General features: G+C 39.4%; 14 protein-coding genes and 1 other RNA gene. 7 read left to right on the forward strand and 8 right to left on the reverse strand.

The annotated features are described in order from the left end of the window. Positions 1-148 precede the first annotated feature (148 nt). The 3 genes from C9J51_RS16270 to C9J51_RS16280 are packed head-to-tail and all read right to left on the reverse strand — an operon-like array spanning position 149 to position 3,159. Positions 149-1,360, reverse strand: a complete 1,212-nt coding sequence (locus C9J51_RS16270) for an FAD-dependent 2-octaprenylphenol hydroxylase (protein ID WP_045040234.1) — start codon at positions 1,358-1,360, stop codon at positions 149-151. A 2-nt stretch (positions 1,361-1,362) separates the two neighbouring features. Then, positions 1,363-2,550: a 2-octaprenyl-6-methoxyphenyl hydroxylase gene (gene ubiH / locus C9J51_RS16275; RefSeq protein WP_082301497.1), complete on the reverse strand. Its 1,188-nt coding sequence runs from the start codon at positions 2,548-2,550 to the stop codon at positions 1,363-1,365. Between the two features lie 27 nt (positions 2,551-2,577). Further along, complete coding sequence (locus tag C9J51_RS16280; RefSeq protein WP_107180494.1) at positions 2,578-3,159, reverse strand: YecA/YgfB family protein; 582 nt, start codon at positions 3,157-3,159, stop codon at positions 2,578-2,580. A 390-nt stretch (positions 3,160-3,549) separates the two neighbouring features. On the opposite strand from C9J51_RS16280, the gene C9J51_RS16285 reads away from it, so the two are divergent. The 5 genes from C9J51_RS16285 to serA all read left to right on the forward strand — a co-directional run bounded on the left by C9J51_RS16285 (position 3,550) and on the right by serA (position 7,047). Further along, positions 3,550-3,849 (forward strand): cell division protein ZapA, encoded by a 300-nt coding sequence (locus C9J51_RS16285; protein WP_045037820.1) that lies wholly within the window; start codon positions 3,550-3,552, stop codon positions 3,847-3,849. A 7-nt stretch (positions 3,850-3,856) separates the two neighbouring features. Beyond that, positions 3,857-4,040, forward strand: a non-coding RNA gene (gene ssrS / locus C9J51_RS16290) — 6S RNA. Between the two features lie 84 nt (positions 4,041-4,124). After that, on the forward strand, positions 4,125-4,733 hold the full coding sequence (locus C9J51_RS16295; protein WP_045040245.1) for a 5-formyltetrahydrofolate cyclo-ligase: 609 nt from the start codon (positions 4,125-4,127) through the stop codon (positions 4,731-4,733). 183 nt (positions 4,734-4,916) lie between these two features. Beyond that, positions 4,917-5,576 (forward strand): ribose-5-phosphate isomerase RpiA, encoded by a 660-nt coding sequence (gene rpiA, locus C9J51_RS16300; protein WP_045037819.1) that lies wholly within the window; start codon positions 4,917-4,919, stop codon positions 5,574-5,576. A gap of 238 nt (positions 5,577-5,814) precedes the next feature. After that, entirely contained in the window at positions 5,815-7,047 is a 1,233-nt protein-coding gene (gene serA / locus C9J51_RS16305) for a phosphoglycerate dehydrogenase (protein WP_045040235.1), read from the forward strand. Between the two features lie 92 nt (positions 7,048-7,139). Here serA and C9J51_RS16310 read toward each other — a convergent pair whose 3' ends face one another. The 5 genes from C9J51_RS16310 to epd all read right to left on the reverse strand — a co-directional run bounded on the left by C9J51_RS16310 (position 7,140) and on the right by epd (position 12,903). Continuing rightward, positions 7,140-7,862: an oxidative stress defense protein gene (locus C9J51_RS16310; protein ID WP_045037817.1), complete on the reverse strand. Its 723-nt coding sequence runs from the start codon at positions 7,860-7,862 to the stop codon at positions 7,140-7,142. A gap of 277 nt (positions 7,863-8,139) precedes the next feature. Next, positions 8,140-9,024: a small-conductance mechanosensitive channel MscS gene (gene mscS, locus C9J51_RS16315; RefSeq protein ID WP_045040236.1), complete on the reverse strand. Its 885-nt coding sequence runs from the start codon at positions 9,022-9,024 to the stop codon at positions 8,140-8,142. Positions 9,025-9,364: 340 nt separating this feature from the next. Continuing rightward, positions 9,365-10,441 (reverse strand): class II fructose-bisphosphate aldolase, encoded by a 1,077-nt coding sequence (gene fbaA / locus C9J51_RS16320; protein ID WP_045037815.1) that lies wholly within the window; start codon positions 10,439-10,441, stop codon positions 9,365-9,367. A 160-nt stretch (positions 10,442-10,601) separates the two neighbouring features. Then, entirely contained in the window at positions 10,602-11,765 is a 1,164-nt protein-coding gene (locus C9J51_RS16325) for a phosphoglycerate kinase (RefSeq protein ID WP_045040237.1), read from the reverse strand. 85 nt (positions 11,766-11,850) lie between these two features. Beyond that, positions 11,851-12,903, reverse strand: coding sequence for an erythrose-4-phosphate dehydrogenase (gene epd / locus C9J51_RS16330; RefSeq protein WP_045037813.1), 1,053 nt, complete (start codon positions 12,901-12,903; stop codon positions 11,851-11,853). A 715-nt stretch (positions 12,904-13,618) separates the two neighbouring features. On the opposite strand from epd, the gene C9J51_RS16335 reads away from it, so the two are divergent. Together C9J51_RS16335 and C9J51_RS16340 are read left to right on the forward strand one after the other, a co-directional pair. After that, positions 13,619-13,831 carry a cold-shock protein gene (locus C9J51_RS16335; protein ID WP_045037812.1) on the forward strand — a complete coding sequence of 71 codons (213 nt, stop codon included), beginning with the start codon at positions 13,619-13,621 and terminating at the stop codon, positions 13,829-13,831. 330 nt (positions 13,832-14,161) lie between these two features. Continuing rightward, the gene (locus C9J51_RS16340) at positions 14,162-16,051 is read left to right on the forward strand and encodes an acyltransferase family protein (protein WP_107275246.1); all 1,890 of its coding nucleotides are present in this window, start codon (positions 14,162-14,164) and stop codon (positions 16,049-16,051) included. Positions 16,052-16,231 lie beyond the last annotated feature (180 nt).

Here is a 16,231-nt window from a genome sequence, read left to right on the forward strand (position 1 = left end):
TTTTAAGCTCACAATTAATGAGTTGTTATTACTCTATTTACTGTAGGTGAAAAAATATCTTTTGCTCAATGTGAAAATAAAAAAAACCGTAATAAATAAATTATTACGGTTTAATAAATAATCACTCCGCTTTGAGGCTAATTACAGCTTATTTGTGGCGGGCTAATTCAGGTAACTCACCCGTTAATCCTAATGCTCGACGCATAAATTCATCTTTAACGCCTGGGGCATTATTAGCAAATAACATACCTAAATCACGCACCAGTTTTTTGGCTGGATGAGCACCATCAAACAAGGATTTAAAACCTTGCATCGCGGTGATCATTTTGGCCGCTTCTGCTTTACGCCAGCGTTCGTAATGACGCAAATTAACTTGTTTTCCAATGTCTTTTTCTGCTCGCCACAAACCAATAATGTCTTGTGCTAAAGCTGCGGCATCTAATAAACCTAAGTTAACCCCTTGCCCAGCTAGAGGATGAATGGTGTGAGCCGCATCCCCCACTAAAGCCACCCGTTCACGGACAAAATCTTGGGCATAACGCATTTTTAACGAAAAGGTTTGGCGCTCACCTTCAACACGGCACAAGCCTAAACGATGATCAAACGCGGTAGTTAGATGTTGATTAAAGACTTCATCACTGACATCACAAAGCTGCAAGGCTTGTTCCGGCGGTAATGACCACACAATCGAACATAAATCTTTTTCCGCTAATGGCAAAAAGGCCAACGGGCCATCAGGACGAAAAATTTGACGTGCAGTTTGCAAGTGAGGTTCATCACAACGGATATTAGCAACAAGTGCACTATGGCCGTAATCCCAATGCGTCAGTGGAATATCTACGTGCTGACGTAACCATGAATTAGCACCATCAGCACCGACGACCAATTTAGCGGTTAAGTTTTTACCCGATCCCAATGTGATCCATGCTTCAGTTTCACCAAAAGCAATATTTTGACACCGATCTGGCGCCATTAAGATCACGTTTTGCTGCTTACTTACCTGATCAAGTAATGCTAATTGGATCACGCGATTTTCAACGATATGACCTAAGTTCGGTTGTGCTAACCGCTCGGCATCAAAATCAATATGGGCGAAACTGTCTTGTTCCCATACTTCCATTTTGCTGTAAGGGCTCATCCGACGATCGCAGATACCATTCCAAGCCCCGACATTACGTAAGATACGTTCACTAGCTCGACTCAATGCCGATACTCGAATATCGGGCAAGTCTGTTAGTTCAGGATCAGGTAATTGGCCTTCAATAACTGCCACGCGTAATTCAGTATCGGCTAACGCTGCTGCCAGTGTTAAACCAACCATTCCACCACCGATAATGGCGACATCAACATTTTGCATCATAGCTATCGTTTTACCTGTCCCATCGCACGGCGTAACAGCGGTGCTTGAAGTGTGTTAGAAAGGCTCATTGTCATCAAGCCCAGATTACGCCCAACAGCCAGTGCTGGATTATCATTAGCGAATAAACTGACTAAGCTTGTTGTCATAGCAATTGTTGCTTGTCGATCAGGTAAACGGCGTTCACGATAGCGACCTAATACGGCGGGTAAACCAATATCGGCACCACGTTTAACCCCCGCGGCTATTTCTTCTGCCAGTGTCATAACATCACGTAAGCCAAGGTTAAATCCTTGTCCAGCAATAGGATGAAGCGTTTGGGCTGCATTACCAATCACCGCAGTACGGTGTGACACTAACCGCTGTGATTGACGCAAAATCAATGGGTAACAATGACGCTCACCAACAACCGTCAGAGCCCCTAAACGCCAACCAAATACCGCCTGCAATTCCGTTAAAAATTGCGCATCAGATAATGCCATTATGCGCGCTTGCTGCTGAGGCTCAATGCACCATACCAATGAACTCCGTCCTTGAGCCATCGGCAATAATGCCACTGGACCATGTTCAGTAAAGCGTTCAAAAGCTTGGCCTTGATGTGGCTCAGCCGTCGTGATATTGGCAATAACAGCAACTTGCTCAAAATCATATTCATCACGACCGATATGCAATAACTCGCAACAATGTGAGGTCGCACCATCAGCAGCAACCACTAATTTAGTACGTAGTCGTTTACCCGTATTTAAACGTACCAAAGCCTCAGCTTGAGTACGCTCAATATGTTCAACTTTAGCGGGACAAAAGAGATCAATGTTGGATCGAGTCGCTAACTGGTGATGAAAAATCTTACCCGCTTCAGCTAATTCAATCACATAACCTAACGCATCAACCGCCAGTTGTTGGGCAGACAACTCAACCATGCCAGCATGACCTCGATCAGAAACATGAATATGTTTTATTGCTGTCGCAACGTTAGCCAATGCCGGCCAAAGTTGGATCGTATCTAACAATCGACTAGACCCGTGAGATAACGCAATACTGCGGGCATCATAGCCAGGATGCCCATGCTGATCAGCCGCTACCGCTTCAACAACGGCGATATGTAATTGATGCTGAGTTAATTCATCAAGTGCAATAGCTAAACATGCACCCACCATTGCGCCACCCGCAATAACCACATCATATTGCTTCACATTTTGTCCCTTTCGCAATCAAAATTCTTAGTGAACTGTTGGCTGCTCATCAGTCTCGTCATCATTAACAAGGCGTTGACCTAATTCAGAATGACAGCTCAATACACACATACGTACATGTTCAACAACTTGTTCAAATAATGCCGCTTGCTCTTCAAGATCTTCATCTTCATCAATGCCAAGCTGTGAGATCTCTTGTAAATCAGCGAGGGCCTCAGTTATTTCTTCAGACAATTGATTTTTTTGTAAATCCATCAGTCCTAAACCTGAAATAAAACTGTTTACCCACTCGGTTAATGCTTCAGCGCGATCGGATAATGATTCATCATCATCTGGCATCAATAGTGAAAATTCAAACCCACCACCAATTAATTCATCAGCAGTCGTCGAAAATAATGTGCGCACTATCATTTTGGCACCGTCTGTCATCGGTTCGCCTTCATTGGCGTAATCGCAGACTGGGCCGGCCCAACTTTCATCATCAACAGCTAAACCACCACAAATCATTCCACTGAGTAAACCATGTAATTCAGCAGGCATAGCAGCTAAGCCTTGTTCTTTTAATTCAGCTTCAACAGCTTGGTATGTTGGCAGGGTTATTTCACTCATGGCTTATCACCTTTTTAATTGGCGCGATTTAAAATAAATAGTTTTGTGTCCATTACTTAACAATGCTGTCAGTAATTAACCTTACATTCTTTGAAATTGTACCAAACAATAATCACACTTATGGCTTAGTTAGTATAATAAATAGCAATGAGCGAATGCTGGCACTGTGTTATGCTAACACTTAAGCCTAGATCGGCAAATGATAACACTGGCGATAACGGTCAATCCTTAATCAACTCTATAGTGAGTATGATTAATATCTGTTTAGTCAGATGCTATTGAACCGAAACCGAGACATAGCTGCTTGCATCTTAGAGAGGGTTTTTCTATATTGACTCTAGTCGCAAGCAGAATGAATACCCATTCTGGCACGGAGCAAATCGAAGGTTTATGAGTACTCAGGCTGTAGAAATTCAAGTATTGGGCCGAAAATTAAAAGTTAATTGCCCAACAGGTCAAGAAGACGCATTACGTGCCGCGGCGGCAGATTTTGACCAACGCTTGAAAGATATGTCTGCGCGTAGTAACGTATCTGTAGAACAATTATTGATCTTTACTGCTCTCAACATCAGTAACGAGTTGCATTTAGAGCGACAAGAACATAATCGCAATGCTGAATTAATATCCAATAAAATCAATTCACTAGAAGAAAACTTGGATAAAGTATTGCAAAATCAGCCAAAGCGTTGATAATGAATTGACCCTGGGGTGTACGTCAGTGAATGAATGTCCCCGAGCCGATAAGCAAATACCCAGGATTGGCTTTTTTATTAGCTATTGTGCATGCTCAGCTTGACTGAGAAGCCTGCGGCTAATGTTGCCAATCCACCTTGAACATCTGGTTCAAGGGCCTTATTTCGCAACGGCACCTTGGGGCATCCCTTTCGTGTATTTCACTTTATTTGTGAGGATTCTCACTCTACAATCTTTAGACACTCATCGTTCATGGATTGGATACTCAAGTGATAACGACCCCTGTTTCTAGCTCACAACTTTTACGCCAGCAATTACGACAACAAGTTCGTTGTGCTAGACGCCAGTTATCCCCACAGCAACAACAACGTGCCGCCCAACAATTATCCCTACGTTTACAAGCCTTACCCCAAATACAACATAGTCAGCATATTGCTCTTTATATCGCCACTGATGGTGAAATAGATCCACAGCCGTTTATTGATTGGTTATGGCAACAAGAAAAATCCGTTTATCTGCCAGTACTGCATCCGTTTAGTAAAGGGCATTTACTGTTTTTGCATTACGACGCAACCACCCCAATGACCACTAATCGTTACCATATTCATGAACCTCAATTAGATCTGCGTCGAGTAAAGCCTATCGCCGAACTTGATGTTATTTGCACCCCATTGGTTGCCTTTGATCGTACAGGCCAACGGCTTGGTATGGGGGGAGGATATTATGATCGAACCCTGAGCCAATGGCATCAACACCGCCAAGGACCTTATCCCATTGGGATCGGCCATGATTGCCAATATATTTCACAACTACCCAATGAAAAATGGGATGTACCCTTGCCCCTTATTATCACGCCTAACCATCAATTTATCGAAACATAGCTCCTTTTACGCAAACGTTTGGCTTTGTGTTTAAAAAAAACCGAATGTAATTGTATGTTATTCAAAAAATTATATTTTTAGTTTTAAATTTGCACACTTTAACCATAGAATCCAACTGACGAAATCACTTCGGTTCGTTATAATCACCTTTCGCATAATTGAGGTCATTACGAGGATAGCAGCATGACACAAGATGAAATGAAAAAAGCAGCGGGATGGGCAGCACTTGAGTACGTAACGAAAGACAGTATTGTTGGTGTAGGTACTGGTTCAACCGTTAATCACTTCATCGATGCCTTGGCAACCCGTAAAGAAGAGATCAAAGGCGCAGTTTCAAGTTCTATCGCTTCAACTGAACGTCTAGAGCAAATTGGCATTACCGTCTTTGATGCTAACGAGGTGGCTAGCCTTGATATTTATGTTGATGGTGCAGACGAAGTTAATGCTCAGTTTGATATGATCAAAGGCGGCGGTGCGGCATTAACTCGTGAAAAAATTGTCGCGGCAATTGCAGAAAAATTCATTTGTATTGTTGATAATACCAAGCAAGTTGACGTATTAGGTCAATTCCCATTACCGGTAGAAGTCATTCCAATGGCGCGCTCTTTTATTGGGCGTGAACTTGTAAAACTTGGTGGTGACCCAGTCTACCGTGAAGGTGTTATTACGGATAACGGTAATATCATTCTGGATGTTTACAACATGGCGATCACGGATCCTAAAGCAATGGAAGACAGCATTAACGCCCTACCTGGCGTAGTGACTGTGGGCCTATTTGCTCATCGTGGCGCTGATGTATTACTTGTTGGTTCGCCAGAAGGTACTAAAATCATCGAAAAATAATGATCACTTCGTTATTTGATTACAAAACGGCAGCTATTGATCGTCCGCGAATCATTGGTTGCCGTTTTTTATTGGCTTTTTTGTAATATTCTTACCCATAACGGTTAAATTTTGATACTTTATTAAACAGCACGTAGCAAACATTTAACCATTTAGCTACTGAGATGTAATATTTGCTTTGATCTAACTAGCTAAATATTATCATTATCAGTCGCCACGTTTTTAAGGATAAGAACTTATGGCAACAGTGTCACTCAATAAAGAAAAGATAAAAATCCTCCTCCTTGAAGGTCTCCATCCCTCAACAGTAGAAGTCTTACAACAAGCAGGTTATAGCAATATTGACTATCACAAAGGCTCTCTCGATGGTGAACAACTATTAGAAGCCATCAAAGATGTCCATTTCATTGGTATTCGATCTCGTACTCAATTAACACCAGAAGTCTTTGCTGCCGCTAAAAAACTGACCGCTGTCGGTTGTTTCTGTATTGGTACCAATCAAGTTGATCTAAACGCAGCCATGATACGTGGTATCCCTGTTTTTAATGCCCCTTTTTCAAACACCCGTAGTGTTGCAGAACTGGTTATCGGTGAAATCTTATTATTATTACGTGGTATTCCCGAGAAAAACGCAAAAGCACACCGTGGCGAATGGTTCAAATCAGCGGATAATTCATTTGAAGCACGAGGCAAAACCCTTGGCATTATTGGGTATGGTCACATTGGTACTCAGTTAGGTATTTTAGCTGAAAATTTAGGCATGCGAGTGTGCTTCTATGACATTGAAAACAAGTTATCGCTCGGCAATGCGACTCAAGTTGGTTCATTATCGGAACTACTCAATAAGTCCGATGTGGTGAGCTTACATGTACCAGAAACACAAGGTACCGCTAATCTCATGGGAGTCGAAGAATTCGCACGCATGAAACCGGGTTCTATTTTTATTAATGCAGCACGTGGCACCGTGGTTGATATTGATGCTCTCTGTAGCGCTTTAGAAAGCAAACACATTGCAGGCGCTGCCATTGATGTGTTCCCTGTTGAGCCACAAACCAATAATAACCCATTTCACTCACCTCTAATGCAATTTGATAACGTGCTATTAACCCCACATATTGGTGGTTCTACTCACGAAGCCCAAGAAAATATTGGCATTGAAGTGGCGGGGAAATTAGTAAAATACTCAGACAATGGCTCGACATTATCAGCGGTAGGTTTTCCTGAAGTATCACTACCAGAACATCATAGTAGTTGTTCTCGATTACTTCATATTCACCACAACCGCCCTGGCGTGTTAAATCAAATTACCACCATTTTTGCTTCAGAAGGCATTAACATCGCCGCCCAATTCTTACAAACAGGTGCCGAAGTCGGTTATGTGGTTATTGATGTTGAAACTGAGCGTTCAAAAGAAGCACTACAACAACTGAAATCCATTGAAGGTACGATTCGTGCCCGTATCCTACATTAATAGATTAACGGTTTAATAACGAAAAAGGAGAGCATAATGCTCTCCTTTTTTATGGCTATCTAATCTAGATTGGTTTTATTTTTATACTTAGATTATTTTTCAGCTAATTTAAAAATCACATTTACACTGTCTTTAATCACAATATTATTATCGGTATAGCTTTGATCAACTGATCCTTTACTCATACTGCTATACATCACCGCATCGTTACTACGACGATATGGCATTGGTTGGCTATTGGTATTGTAATCAATCTGCCATACGCCATCGATCTTATTACCAAAACCTTGCGCTAAAGATGCCGCAACTTGCTGAGCATTCTCAATCGCTTTTTGACGTGCCTGACGCTGATATTTCTCAGTATCTGCCACTTTTAAATCAATATTATTTATTTGATTAATACCATCACCTAACGCGTCATCTAAATACGTATTTAGCTTAGTTAGTTGATGCACCGTCACCTCAATATTACGGCTGGCTTTAAAACCTGCTAGTTCCGGTTTATGGTCTTTTGGATAAGTATATCGCGCTGATAATGAAATATTAGCGCTATTAATATCTTTTTTATCTACGCCTGCTGTTTGTAAACGTTCAATAAACTTCGTTACCGCTTGATCGACAGCTAACTTAGCGTCAACCGCTGTTTTCTTAGTTTCAACCACATTGACAGAAAAAACCGCCATATCCGGTTTAACCGTCACTTCACCACGGCCAGTTGTTTCTAAATGAGGAAATGGAATATCTGCCGCCATTGCAGCAGTTGAAACAAACGCACTAGCGCCAAGTACCATCATCGCTAAACATTGTTTTTTCATTATTCATCCTTTTTATTGAACGCACAACAGGGGTAGTTATTTATATAAACATCAATAACTATATCAATAAATACATTGTTGCTTATCTGTAAATGAGAAGGCTATGCTAACAAAGCCTTAATATAATGAACACTGTTTTTTAGTTACAGTTCAGAAATCATTCAGTAATAATATCGTGTTATAAACATCATTAATGCGACAATTAGCTTTTATCTAGATAAAAAAAAGAAGCCCGCAGGCTTCTTTTTTAGTGTCATATAATTAAAACTTGGGCAAATTAAGCGCCAACTTTATTTACATGAACATCCATCTGTGGGAATGGGATTTCGATACCTTCTTTATCAAGCTCTTCTTTAATCGCTTGGTTTAGATCGAAATATACAGCCCAGTAATCTGGCGTATTAACCCATGGACGTACCACAAAGTTAACAGAAGAATCAGCAAGAGCAACCACACCAATAGTTGGTTCTGGATCTTGAAGTACACGTGTATCCGCTGTTACTACACGGCGAAGTACTTCTTTGGTCTTCTGTAAATCAGCATTGTAAGAAACACCAATCACTAAATCGATACGACGGGTATCATTACGAGAGAAGTTAGTAATTGGGTTACCAATAATATGAGCATTTGGCACGATAACTGTTTTGTTATCAGGCGTACGTAATTCAGTAGAGAAAATCTGAATAGATTCTACAGAACCCGCAACACCAGCAACTTCAACATAGTCGCCAGATTTGAATGGGCGGAAACCAACAATCAACACACCGGCTGCAAAGTTTGATAATGACCCTTGAAGTGCAAGACCAATAGCAAGACCTGCGGCACCAATAACAGCAACCACTGACGCTGTTTGAACACCAATACGACTTAATGCTGCAATTAAAACAATAACGAATAACACATAACGCACTAGACCATGAATAAACTCAACAACCGCGTTGTCCATGTCTTTTTTGCGTAAAACTTTAGCAATTGAACCAGCAATTAGTTTAACAATGATATTACCAATAAATAAAATCAGTAATGCTGAAACAATATTAACTGCATATTGAACTAATAGATCTTGGTTTTTAGAAATCCAATTACCCGCGTGTAATACACCATTAGTCAGTGAATTATCGGATATATTCTCAACAACCTTGTCAGTAACGCTTTGTGTCATGAAGGTATCTCTCTCAAAGTATAACAATAGTAAAATGTTGTAATGTGTAAATCATACCGTAACCAGTAAAAAAATAACACCTTTGCAACAAATGTGATGTTAGACAATAATCGCTAACAATGCTGCGATTAGTATAATTATCTGCATTGAGTGTTCTAACATCAAAGAAACGGTGCATTATTAATCCTTTATTAACCAAATGGCTAGTAAAAAAAATCGAACAATTATAAAAAAATATAAATTATCAACGGATGCCTAATAATGCTAACTACTTCTTACATACAAAAAAAAGCCCACCGAAGTGGGCTTTTTCACATTTTATCTAGTGACGAAATCGAAATTATAGAACGTCGATTGCGTTTAGGTCAGAGAATGCTTTCTCTAGACGCTCAACCATAGATACTTGACCTGCACGTAACCATACGCGTGGATCGTAGTATTTTTTGTTTGGCGCTGACTCACCTGTTGGGTTGCCGATTTGACCTTGTAGGTAATCGTGGTTAGCAGCTTCGTAACGACGGATACCATCCCATGCAGCCCACTGTGTATCAGTATCGATGTTCATTTTAACAACACCGTAACCGATTGACTCTTGGATTTCAGCTTCAGAAGAACCTGAACCACCGTGGAATACGAAGTTTAGAGTGTTAGTCGGTAGACCAAACTTCTCTGAAACGTATGTTTGAGAATCACGAAGGATAGTTGGAGTAAGTACAACGTTACCTGCTTGGTAAACACCGTGTACGTTACCGAAAGAAGCAGCGATAGTGAAACGTGGGCTAACTGCGTTTAGTTTCTCGTATGCGTATGCAACATCTTCAGGTGAAGTGTATAGGTCAGATGCGTCCATGTGAGAGTTATCAACGCCGTCTTCTTCGCCACCAGTACAACCTAATTCGATTTCTAGTGTCATGTTCATCTTAGCCATACGCGCAAGGTATTTAGCTGAGATTTCGATGTTTTCTTCTAGAGACTCTTCAGAAAGGTCTAGCATGTGAGAAGAGAATAGAGGCTTACCAGTTTGAGCGAAGAACTCTTCACCAGCATCTAGTAGACCGTCGATCCAAGGAAGAAGTTTCTTAGCAGCGTGGTCAGTGTGAAGAATTACAGGGACGCCGTAAGACTCAGCAACCGCGTGAACGTATTTAGCACCAGCAACAGCACCAAGAATTTGAGGGCCTTGACCTTCAAGTTTAAGGCCTTTACCGCCAAAGAATTGTGCGCCACCGTTAGAGAACTGAACGATAACTGGTGCTTTAACTTTAGCAGCAGCTTCAAGAACAGCGTTTACTGAATCAGTACCGATACAGTTAACAGCAGGTAGAGCAAATTTGTTTTCTTTTGCTACAGCGAATACTTTCTGTACGTCGTCGCCAGAAATAACACCAGGTTTTACAAAATCGAAGATCTTAGACATAACAATAGTCCTATATTTACTTTGTTGTCTGTGGAAAAATTCTTGTGCAAACGTTTGCGATAAGCTTCTATTTTACTGAAACATAACGTCTATCACAAACATTTAAACGCGAAAACTATCACTATTATGATAAATACATCCAGTTTTCGCGCCAAATAAATTATGCTTTAGCGCGAGCTTCTAGCATTTCAACTGCTGGTAATTTTTTACCTTCAACGAACTCAAGGAAAGCACCGCCACCAGTAGAGATGTAAGATACTTTGTCTTTGATGCCGTATTTGTCGATAGCTGCTAGTGTGTCACCGCCGCCTGCAACAGAGAAACCAGCAGATGCTGCGATTGCGTTAGCAACAACTTCAGTACCTTTACCGAATTGCTCAATCTCAAATACGCCAACTGGACCATTCCAAAGAATAGTTTTTGCGTTCATGATGATGTCAGCAAGTGCTTGAGCTGAATCAGGACCAAGGTCAAGAACCATGTCGTCAGCAGCAATTTCAGTTGATGGTTTGATAGTTGCAACAGCTGAGTCAGAGAACTCTTTAGCACAAACAACATCAGTTGCTACTGGAATAGCAGTGTTTGCCATTAGTGCTTGTGCTGTTGGAATAAGGTCAGCTTCGTAAAGTGACTTACCTACATCGTTGCCTTCAGCCGCGATGAATGTGTTAGCAATACCACCACCAACAACGATTTGGTCAGCAATTTTAGCTAGTGACTCAAGAACGGTTAGTTTAGTTGATACTTTAGAACCACCAACAATAGCAACCATTGGACGTGCTGGGTTATCCATTGCTTTACCTAGCGCTTCTAGTTCGCCAGCAAGTAGTGGACCTGCACATGCTACAGGTGCAAACATACCTACACCGTAAGTAGATGCTTGTGCACGGTGAGCCGTACCAAATGCATCCATTACGAATACGTCACAAAGTGCAGCGTATTTTTTAGATAGTTCGTCTTCGTTCTTCTTCTCGCCCTTGTTAAAACGTACGTTTTCAAGAACAACAAGCTCACCTGCATTTAGCTCAAGACCATCAAGGTAATCTTTCGCTAATTTAACGTCACAATCTAGTGCGTCGTTTAAGTAGTTAACTACAGGTTGTAGAGAGAATTCTTCTGCGTATTCGCCTTCCGTTGGACGACCTAGGTGAGAAGTAACCATTACTTTAGCGCCCGCTTCTAAGCAGCGCTGAATAGTAGGTAGAGATGCAAGGATACGTGCATCTGAAGTTACTTTACCGTCTTTTACTGGCACGTTTAGGTCAGCACGAATAAATACACGCTTACCAGCTAGATCCAGATCAGTCATCTTGATTACAGACATGTTTTGCCCTCTCAACATTATTTAAAATAAAAGTTCATAAATTTCATGGCCCGGCGTCACTGCCAAACCCTATAATTCTTACTACTTATTTTGACGACGTTACAACAGTACTATCTGTTGCCGCCATTGCTAACGCAGTATCTAACATGCGATTTGCAAATCCCCATTCATTATCACACCACACCAACATTTTAATTAAATGCTGACCACTAACGCGGGTTTGAGTGCCGTCAACAATCGCGCTATGAGGATCGTGATTGAAGTCAATCGACACTAGTGGTGCTTCGGTATAAGTCACTATACCCTGTAATGTACAACGAGACGCATTCAATAATGCTTGATTTACGTCATTAACTTTCACGTTTGTTGTAACAGTAACCGTTAAATCCATGGCGGTGACATTTATTGTGGGCACCCTCACAGAAATAGCTTCAAATTTGTCAGAAAACTTCGGAAAAATACGACCGATACCTAAATGTAATTTGGTATCTACTGGGATAATGGATTGGCTAGCAGCACGCGTTCGGCGTAAATCAGGATGATAAGCATCAATAACTTGCTGATCATTCATTGCAGAGTGAATTGAGGTTATAGCGCCCGTTTCAATACCGAAACAATCATCCAATACTTGAATGATGGGCACGATGCAATTCGTCGTACAAGAGCCATTAGAAACAATCGTGTGTTGCGGGGTTAACTGTTGATGGTTAACGCCATATACCACAGTAAAATCAATATCTTTGGCAGCAGGATGGGAAAATAACACTTTATTAGCACCAGCATCGATGTGGGCTAAGCCATCAGCACGAGAACCAAACTTACCGGTACAATCAAGGACAATATCGACGTCCAAATCATGCCAAGGTAACCGTTTAAGATCCGGTTGATGAAGCAGGCGAATTTGATCGCGGTGACCATTTTCATGGGCAATAAATAGATGCTCCTGATCATAACTGACAGGCTTACCGAACCGCCCATGGCTTGAATCATACTGAAGCAGATGAGCCATTGCTTCCGGCTCCGCTAACTCATTGATCGCCACGACGATAATCTGGTGATGTTTACCGCTTTCGTACAATGCGCGTAGCACACTGCGACCGATGCGACCGAATCCATTTATTGCGACTTTTAGTGTCATATCCGTGCTACAAAAAAACCAAGCGGCGTTAGTGTATACCAACCAAGTTTGAGAATCACCATAATTGTGACAACTCTCACTGCGTTTAATTAAATATGTTCATAATCAAACATATAATCACATAAATTACTCTAATAAAAACCTAAAACATGAATAACAAACCACTTTAATCGCTTGTTAATGCTATTTTTTTGTTATCCAAACTGGCTTTTTTTAGGTTATTTCAAGCAAATCACGACAACCATTAGAAATAAAGTAACTACAGATTTATTGGCGAAATAATCCTATTACATAATAGAAAGACTTATATGTGACATTCATCACTTTTATTCTTATCACTGCCGCCAATCACTTTAAAAACAACATTGATTTGCATGATGATTGATCTCTCTATTTAACGGTAATTAAAGACACAGTTACTGCCAATATCACCGCAAAGAAAAACATCACAACGACCACAACTGAATCGTTGATCATACTAACCATCAAACCTCTGCACATATACTCCTTTACAACCCTGCATTTTAAATAAATAATCGTCGCGCGCTGTTGCTCTGCGTTATAAATGAAACATCAAGTAAAAGTAAAACCCTTAGAATATCTTCGTTAATGTTGTAATCCTCAGTGTTTCCCTTAGCTTCATCGTCGCATTTAACAATTTACGCTTATCAGCACTCACATTTTTTCATTTTTCCATTTAAAAAAAGGGTTACACATGTCGCATAAAGCAACGGGTTTAGTGAAGTGGTTTAGCGAAGAAAAAGGCTTTGGCTTTCTAACTCAAGACACAGGCAATGCTGACGTATTCGTTCACAGCAGTGGTATTACAGATAAAACATTAACCAAGCTACCAGAAGGCAAAAAAGTGTCTTTTGATGTAGAACAAGGCCAAAAAGGTCTGCAAGCGATCAACGTTGTGATTCTATAGTGACTAAAAAATGCTGCTGATACATCAGTGGCATTTTATTTTTATCGCCCCCTTATTTTCAAGATTATAAATAATTAAAACCCTAATTAATTTAATATGGAAAATTCAATATTAATTAATCCGCATTATAAATTAAATATAAAAACCACTCACCATTTACTATTCAACAATATTACATATAATCTAATACCTCGTCATATTTTTATTTAATCATATACTTTAAACTAATGTCATATTTTTGTTAGTATTATTATTGTGATTATTTGTAACATATTAATTTCACTTCAATGACAATATAATATCTTAAAATTATATTAATATGAGGTTCCAATGAAATTTAGGGAAGATATAAACGGTTTAAGAGCAATAGCAGTTATTGCTGTTGTACTATTTCATTTTAATACCCCATTCATTCCGGGTGGTTTTGCTGGAGTAGATGTCTTTTTCGTTATATCTGGTTTTTTAATGACTAGCATTATATTTAGAGGACTAGAAAATAATAATTTTTCAGTTCTTTCTTTTTATAAAGCTAGAGCAGTAAGGATCATCCCTGCTTTATTAGTTGTGAGTACTACTGTACTTATATTCTGTTGGTTCTTTCTAATGCCACTGAAGCTTGAAGCTTTAGGTCGGCATGTCATTGGTAGCATTAGCTTTTTATCTAATATATTTTATTGGCAAGAATCAGGCTACTTTGACACAAAGTCACAAACTAAATGGCTATTACATACATGGTCATTATCTGTCGAATGGCAGTTTTATATTATCTACCCAATTGCTTTAATTATTTTAAAAAAAATAATCTCTATTAATAACATTAAAAAAATCCTGATTGTAACGACTGTTATTGGTTTAGGTATAAGTATTTACGCATCATATTACTGGCCGTCTCCTGCTTATTTCTTATTTCCTACACGAGCATGGGAAATGTTAGCGGGTGGTCTAGTATTTTTATACCCTGTAGCATTAAACCAACCAACAAAAAAATATATCGAATGGGTTGGATTACTTTTAATTTTACTCTCTTATGTATTTATCTCTAAGTCAGATATGTGGCCAGGATACTTAGCTCTAATTCCTGTCGTTGGCGCCGCATTAGTTATCCTTGCAAATAATAGCAACAGCCCTATTACCAGTAATAAAATAATGAAGAATATTGGCTTATGGTCTTATTCGATTTATTTATGGCATTGGCCAGTTGTCGTTATAGGTCATTATTTTGATATAAATCATTGGGCGATTATCGGTATTCCATTATCGATATTATTAGGATTTATTAGCTATACTGTTATAGAAAAAAACAAAGTAAGCCTAAAAGCAATTATCCTACCCTTTATTTTAATTCTAGGGTTAGCATATACCGTCTCATCAAATATTGGTTTGTTTTACAATATTCCGACAATAAACTTAAAAGCAATTACGACTAACACAAAAACAGATCACAATGGAGCCTACACATGGGCCAATATAAGACGTTTAGATAAACAAATTTTCACTGAAGAACATAAAGAAAAAGTCTTAATCATTGGTGACTCACAAGCCGGTGATTTTACTAATAATCTTTATGATGCAGGTTTAAATAAGAATGTTGAGATAGTTTCACGAGTTGTTGAAGCTGATTGTGGCTTTTTCTACTTACCACCAGCGGAACAAAATATTGCCTTTAGTCAATCACCAACGATTAAAGGTAATCAAATGTGGCAGAATAAATGTAGTACCTTTATTAAAAATGTAGATAAAGGCGATGTTGTTGAACAAGCTAACGTTATTATTCTATCTATGTATTGGCGCGATATTAATATGAATTGGATTTTTAAATCTATTCAAAATATTCGCGCTAAAAATCAGCATGCAAAAATCTATGTTATTGGCGGTAAATCATTTAACATTCCAGTATCAGCACTGGCTTATGAAGCTTATAAACAAAAAATAGATCTTGGCCATTATGCAAAAATGAACATTGCCAACAATGATCTGGAAAATCGAGCCGTGCAAAATAAACAATTTGAAGCAAATGCTAGATTGCCTGAATACAACTACACTTTCATCAATATGACTCATGTTATGTGTCATAGTGATCGTTGTGATGTTATAGATAAAGAGGGTAATAGTTTTTACTCTGATAAGCGCCATACAACACGCGCAGGTACAAAATATATAGCAGAGCAATTACATAAGCAGCAGTTATTCAATGAAATATTAGCACCTGAAAATCAATAATTATTTCAGTTCGCTTGATATACCAAACTACTCTGTAATTTTTATATAAAACGTTGCAAGGCCGCTAATACATTAGCGGCCTTTTTGTATCCAAAACATCAATCAGAGAAAGCTTACAAAAATGTAAACTACAGGCAAGGTCGGTGTATAGATCGTGAGTTATTATTCTCACATCAAAAC

It is taken from the genome of Photobacterium iliopiscarium (assembly GCF_003026395.1).
In the GTDB taxonomy this organism is placed as follows: domain Bacteria; phylum Pseudomonadota; class Gammaproteobacteria; order Enterobacterales; family Vibrionaceae; genus Photobacterium; species Photobacterium iliopiscarium.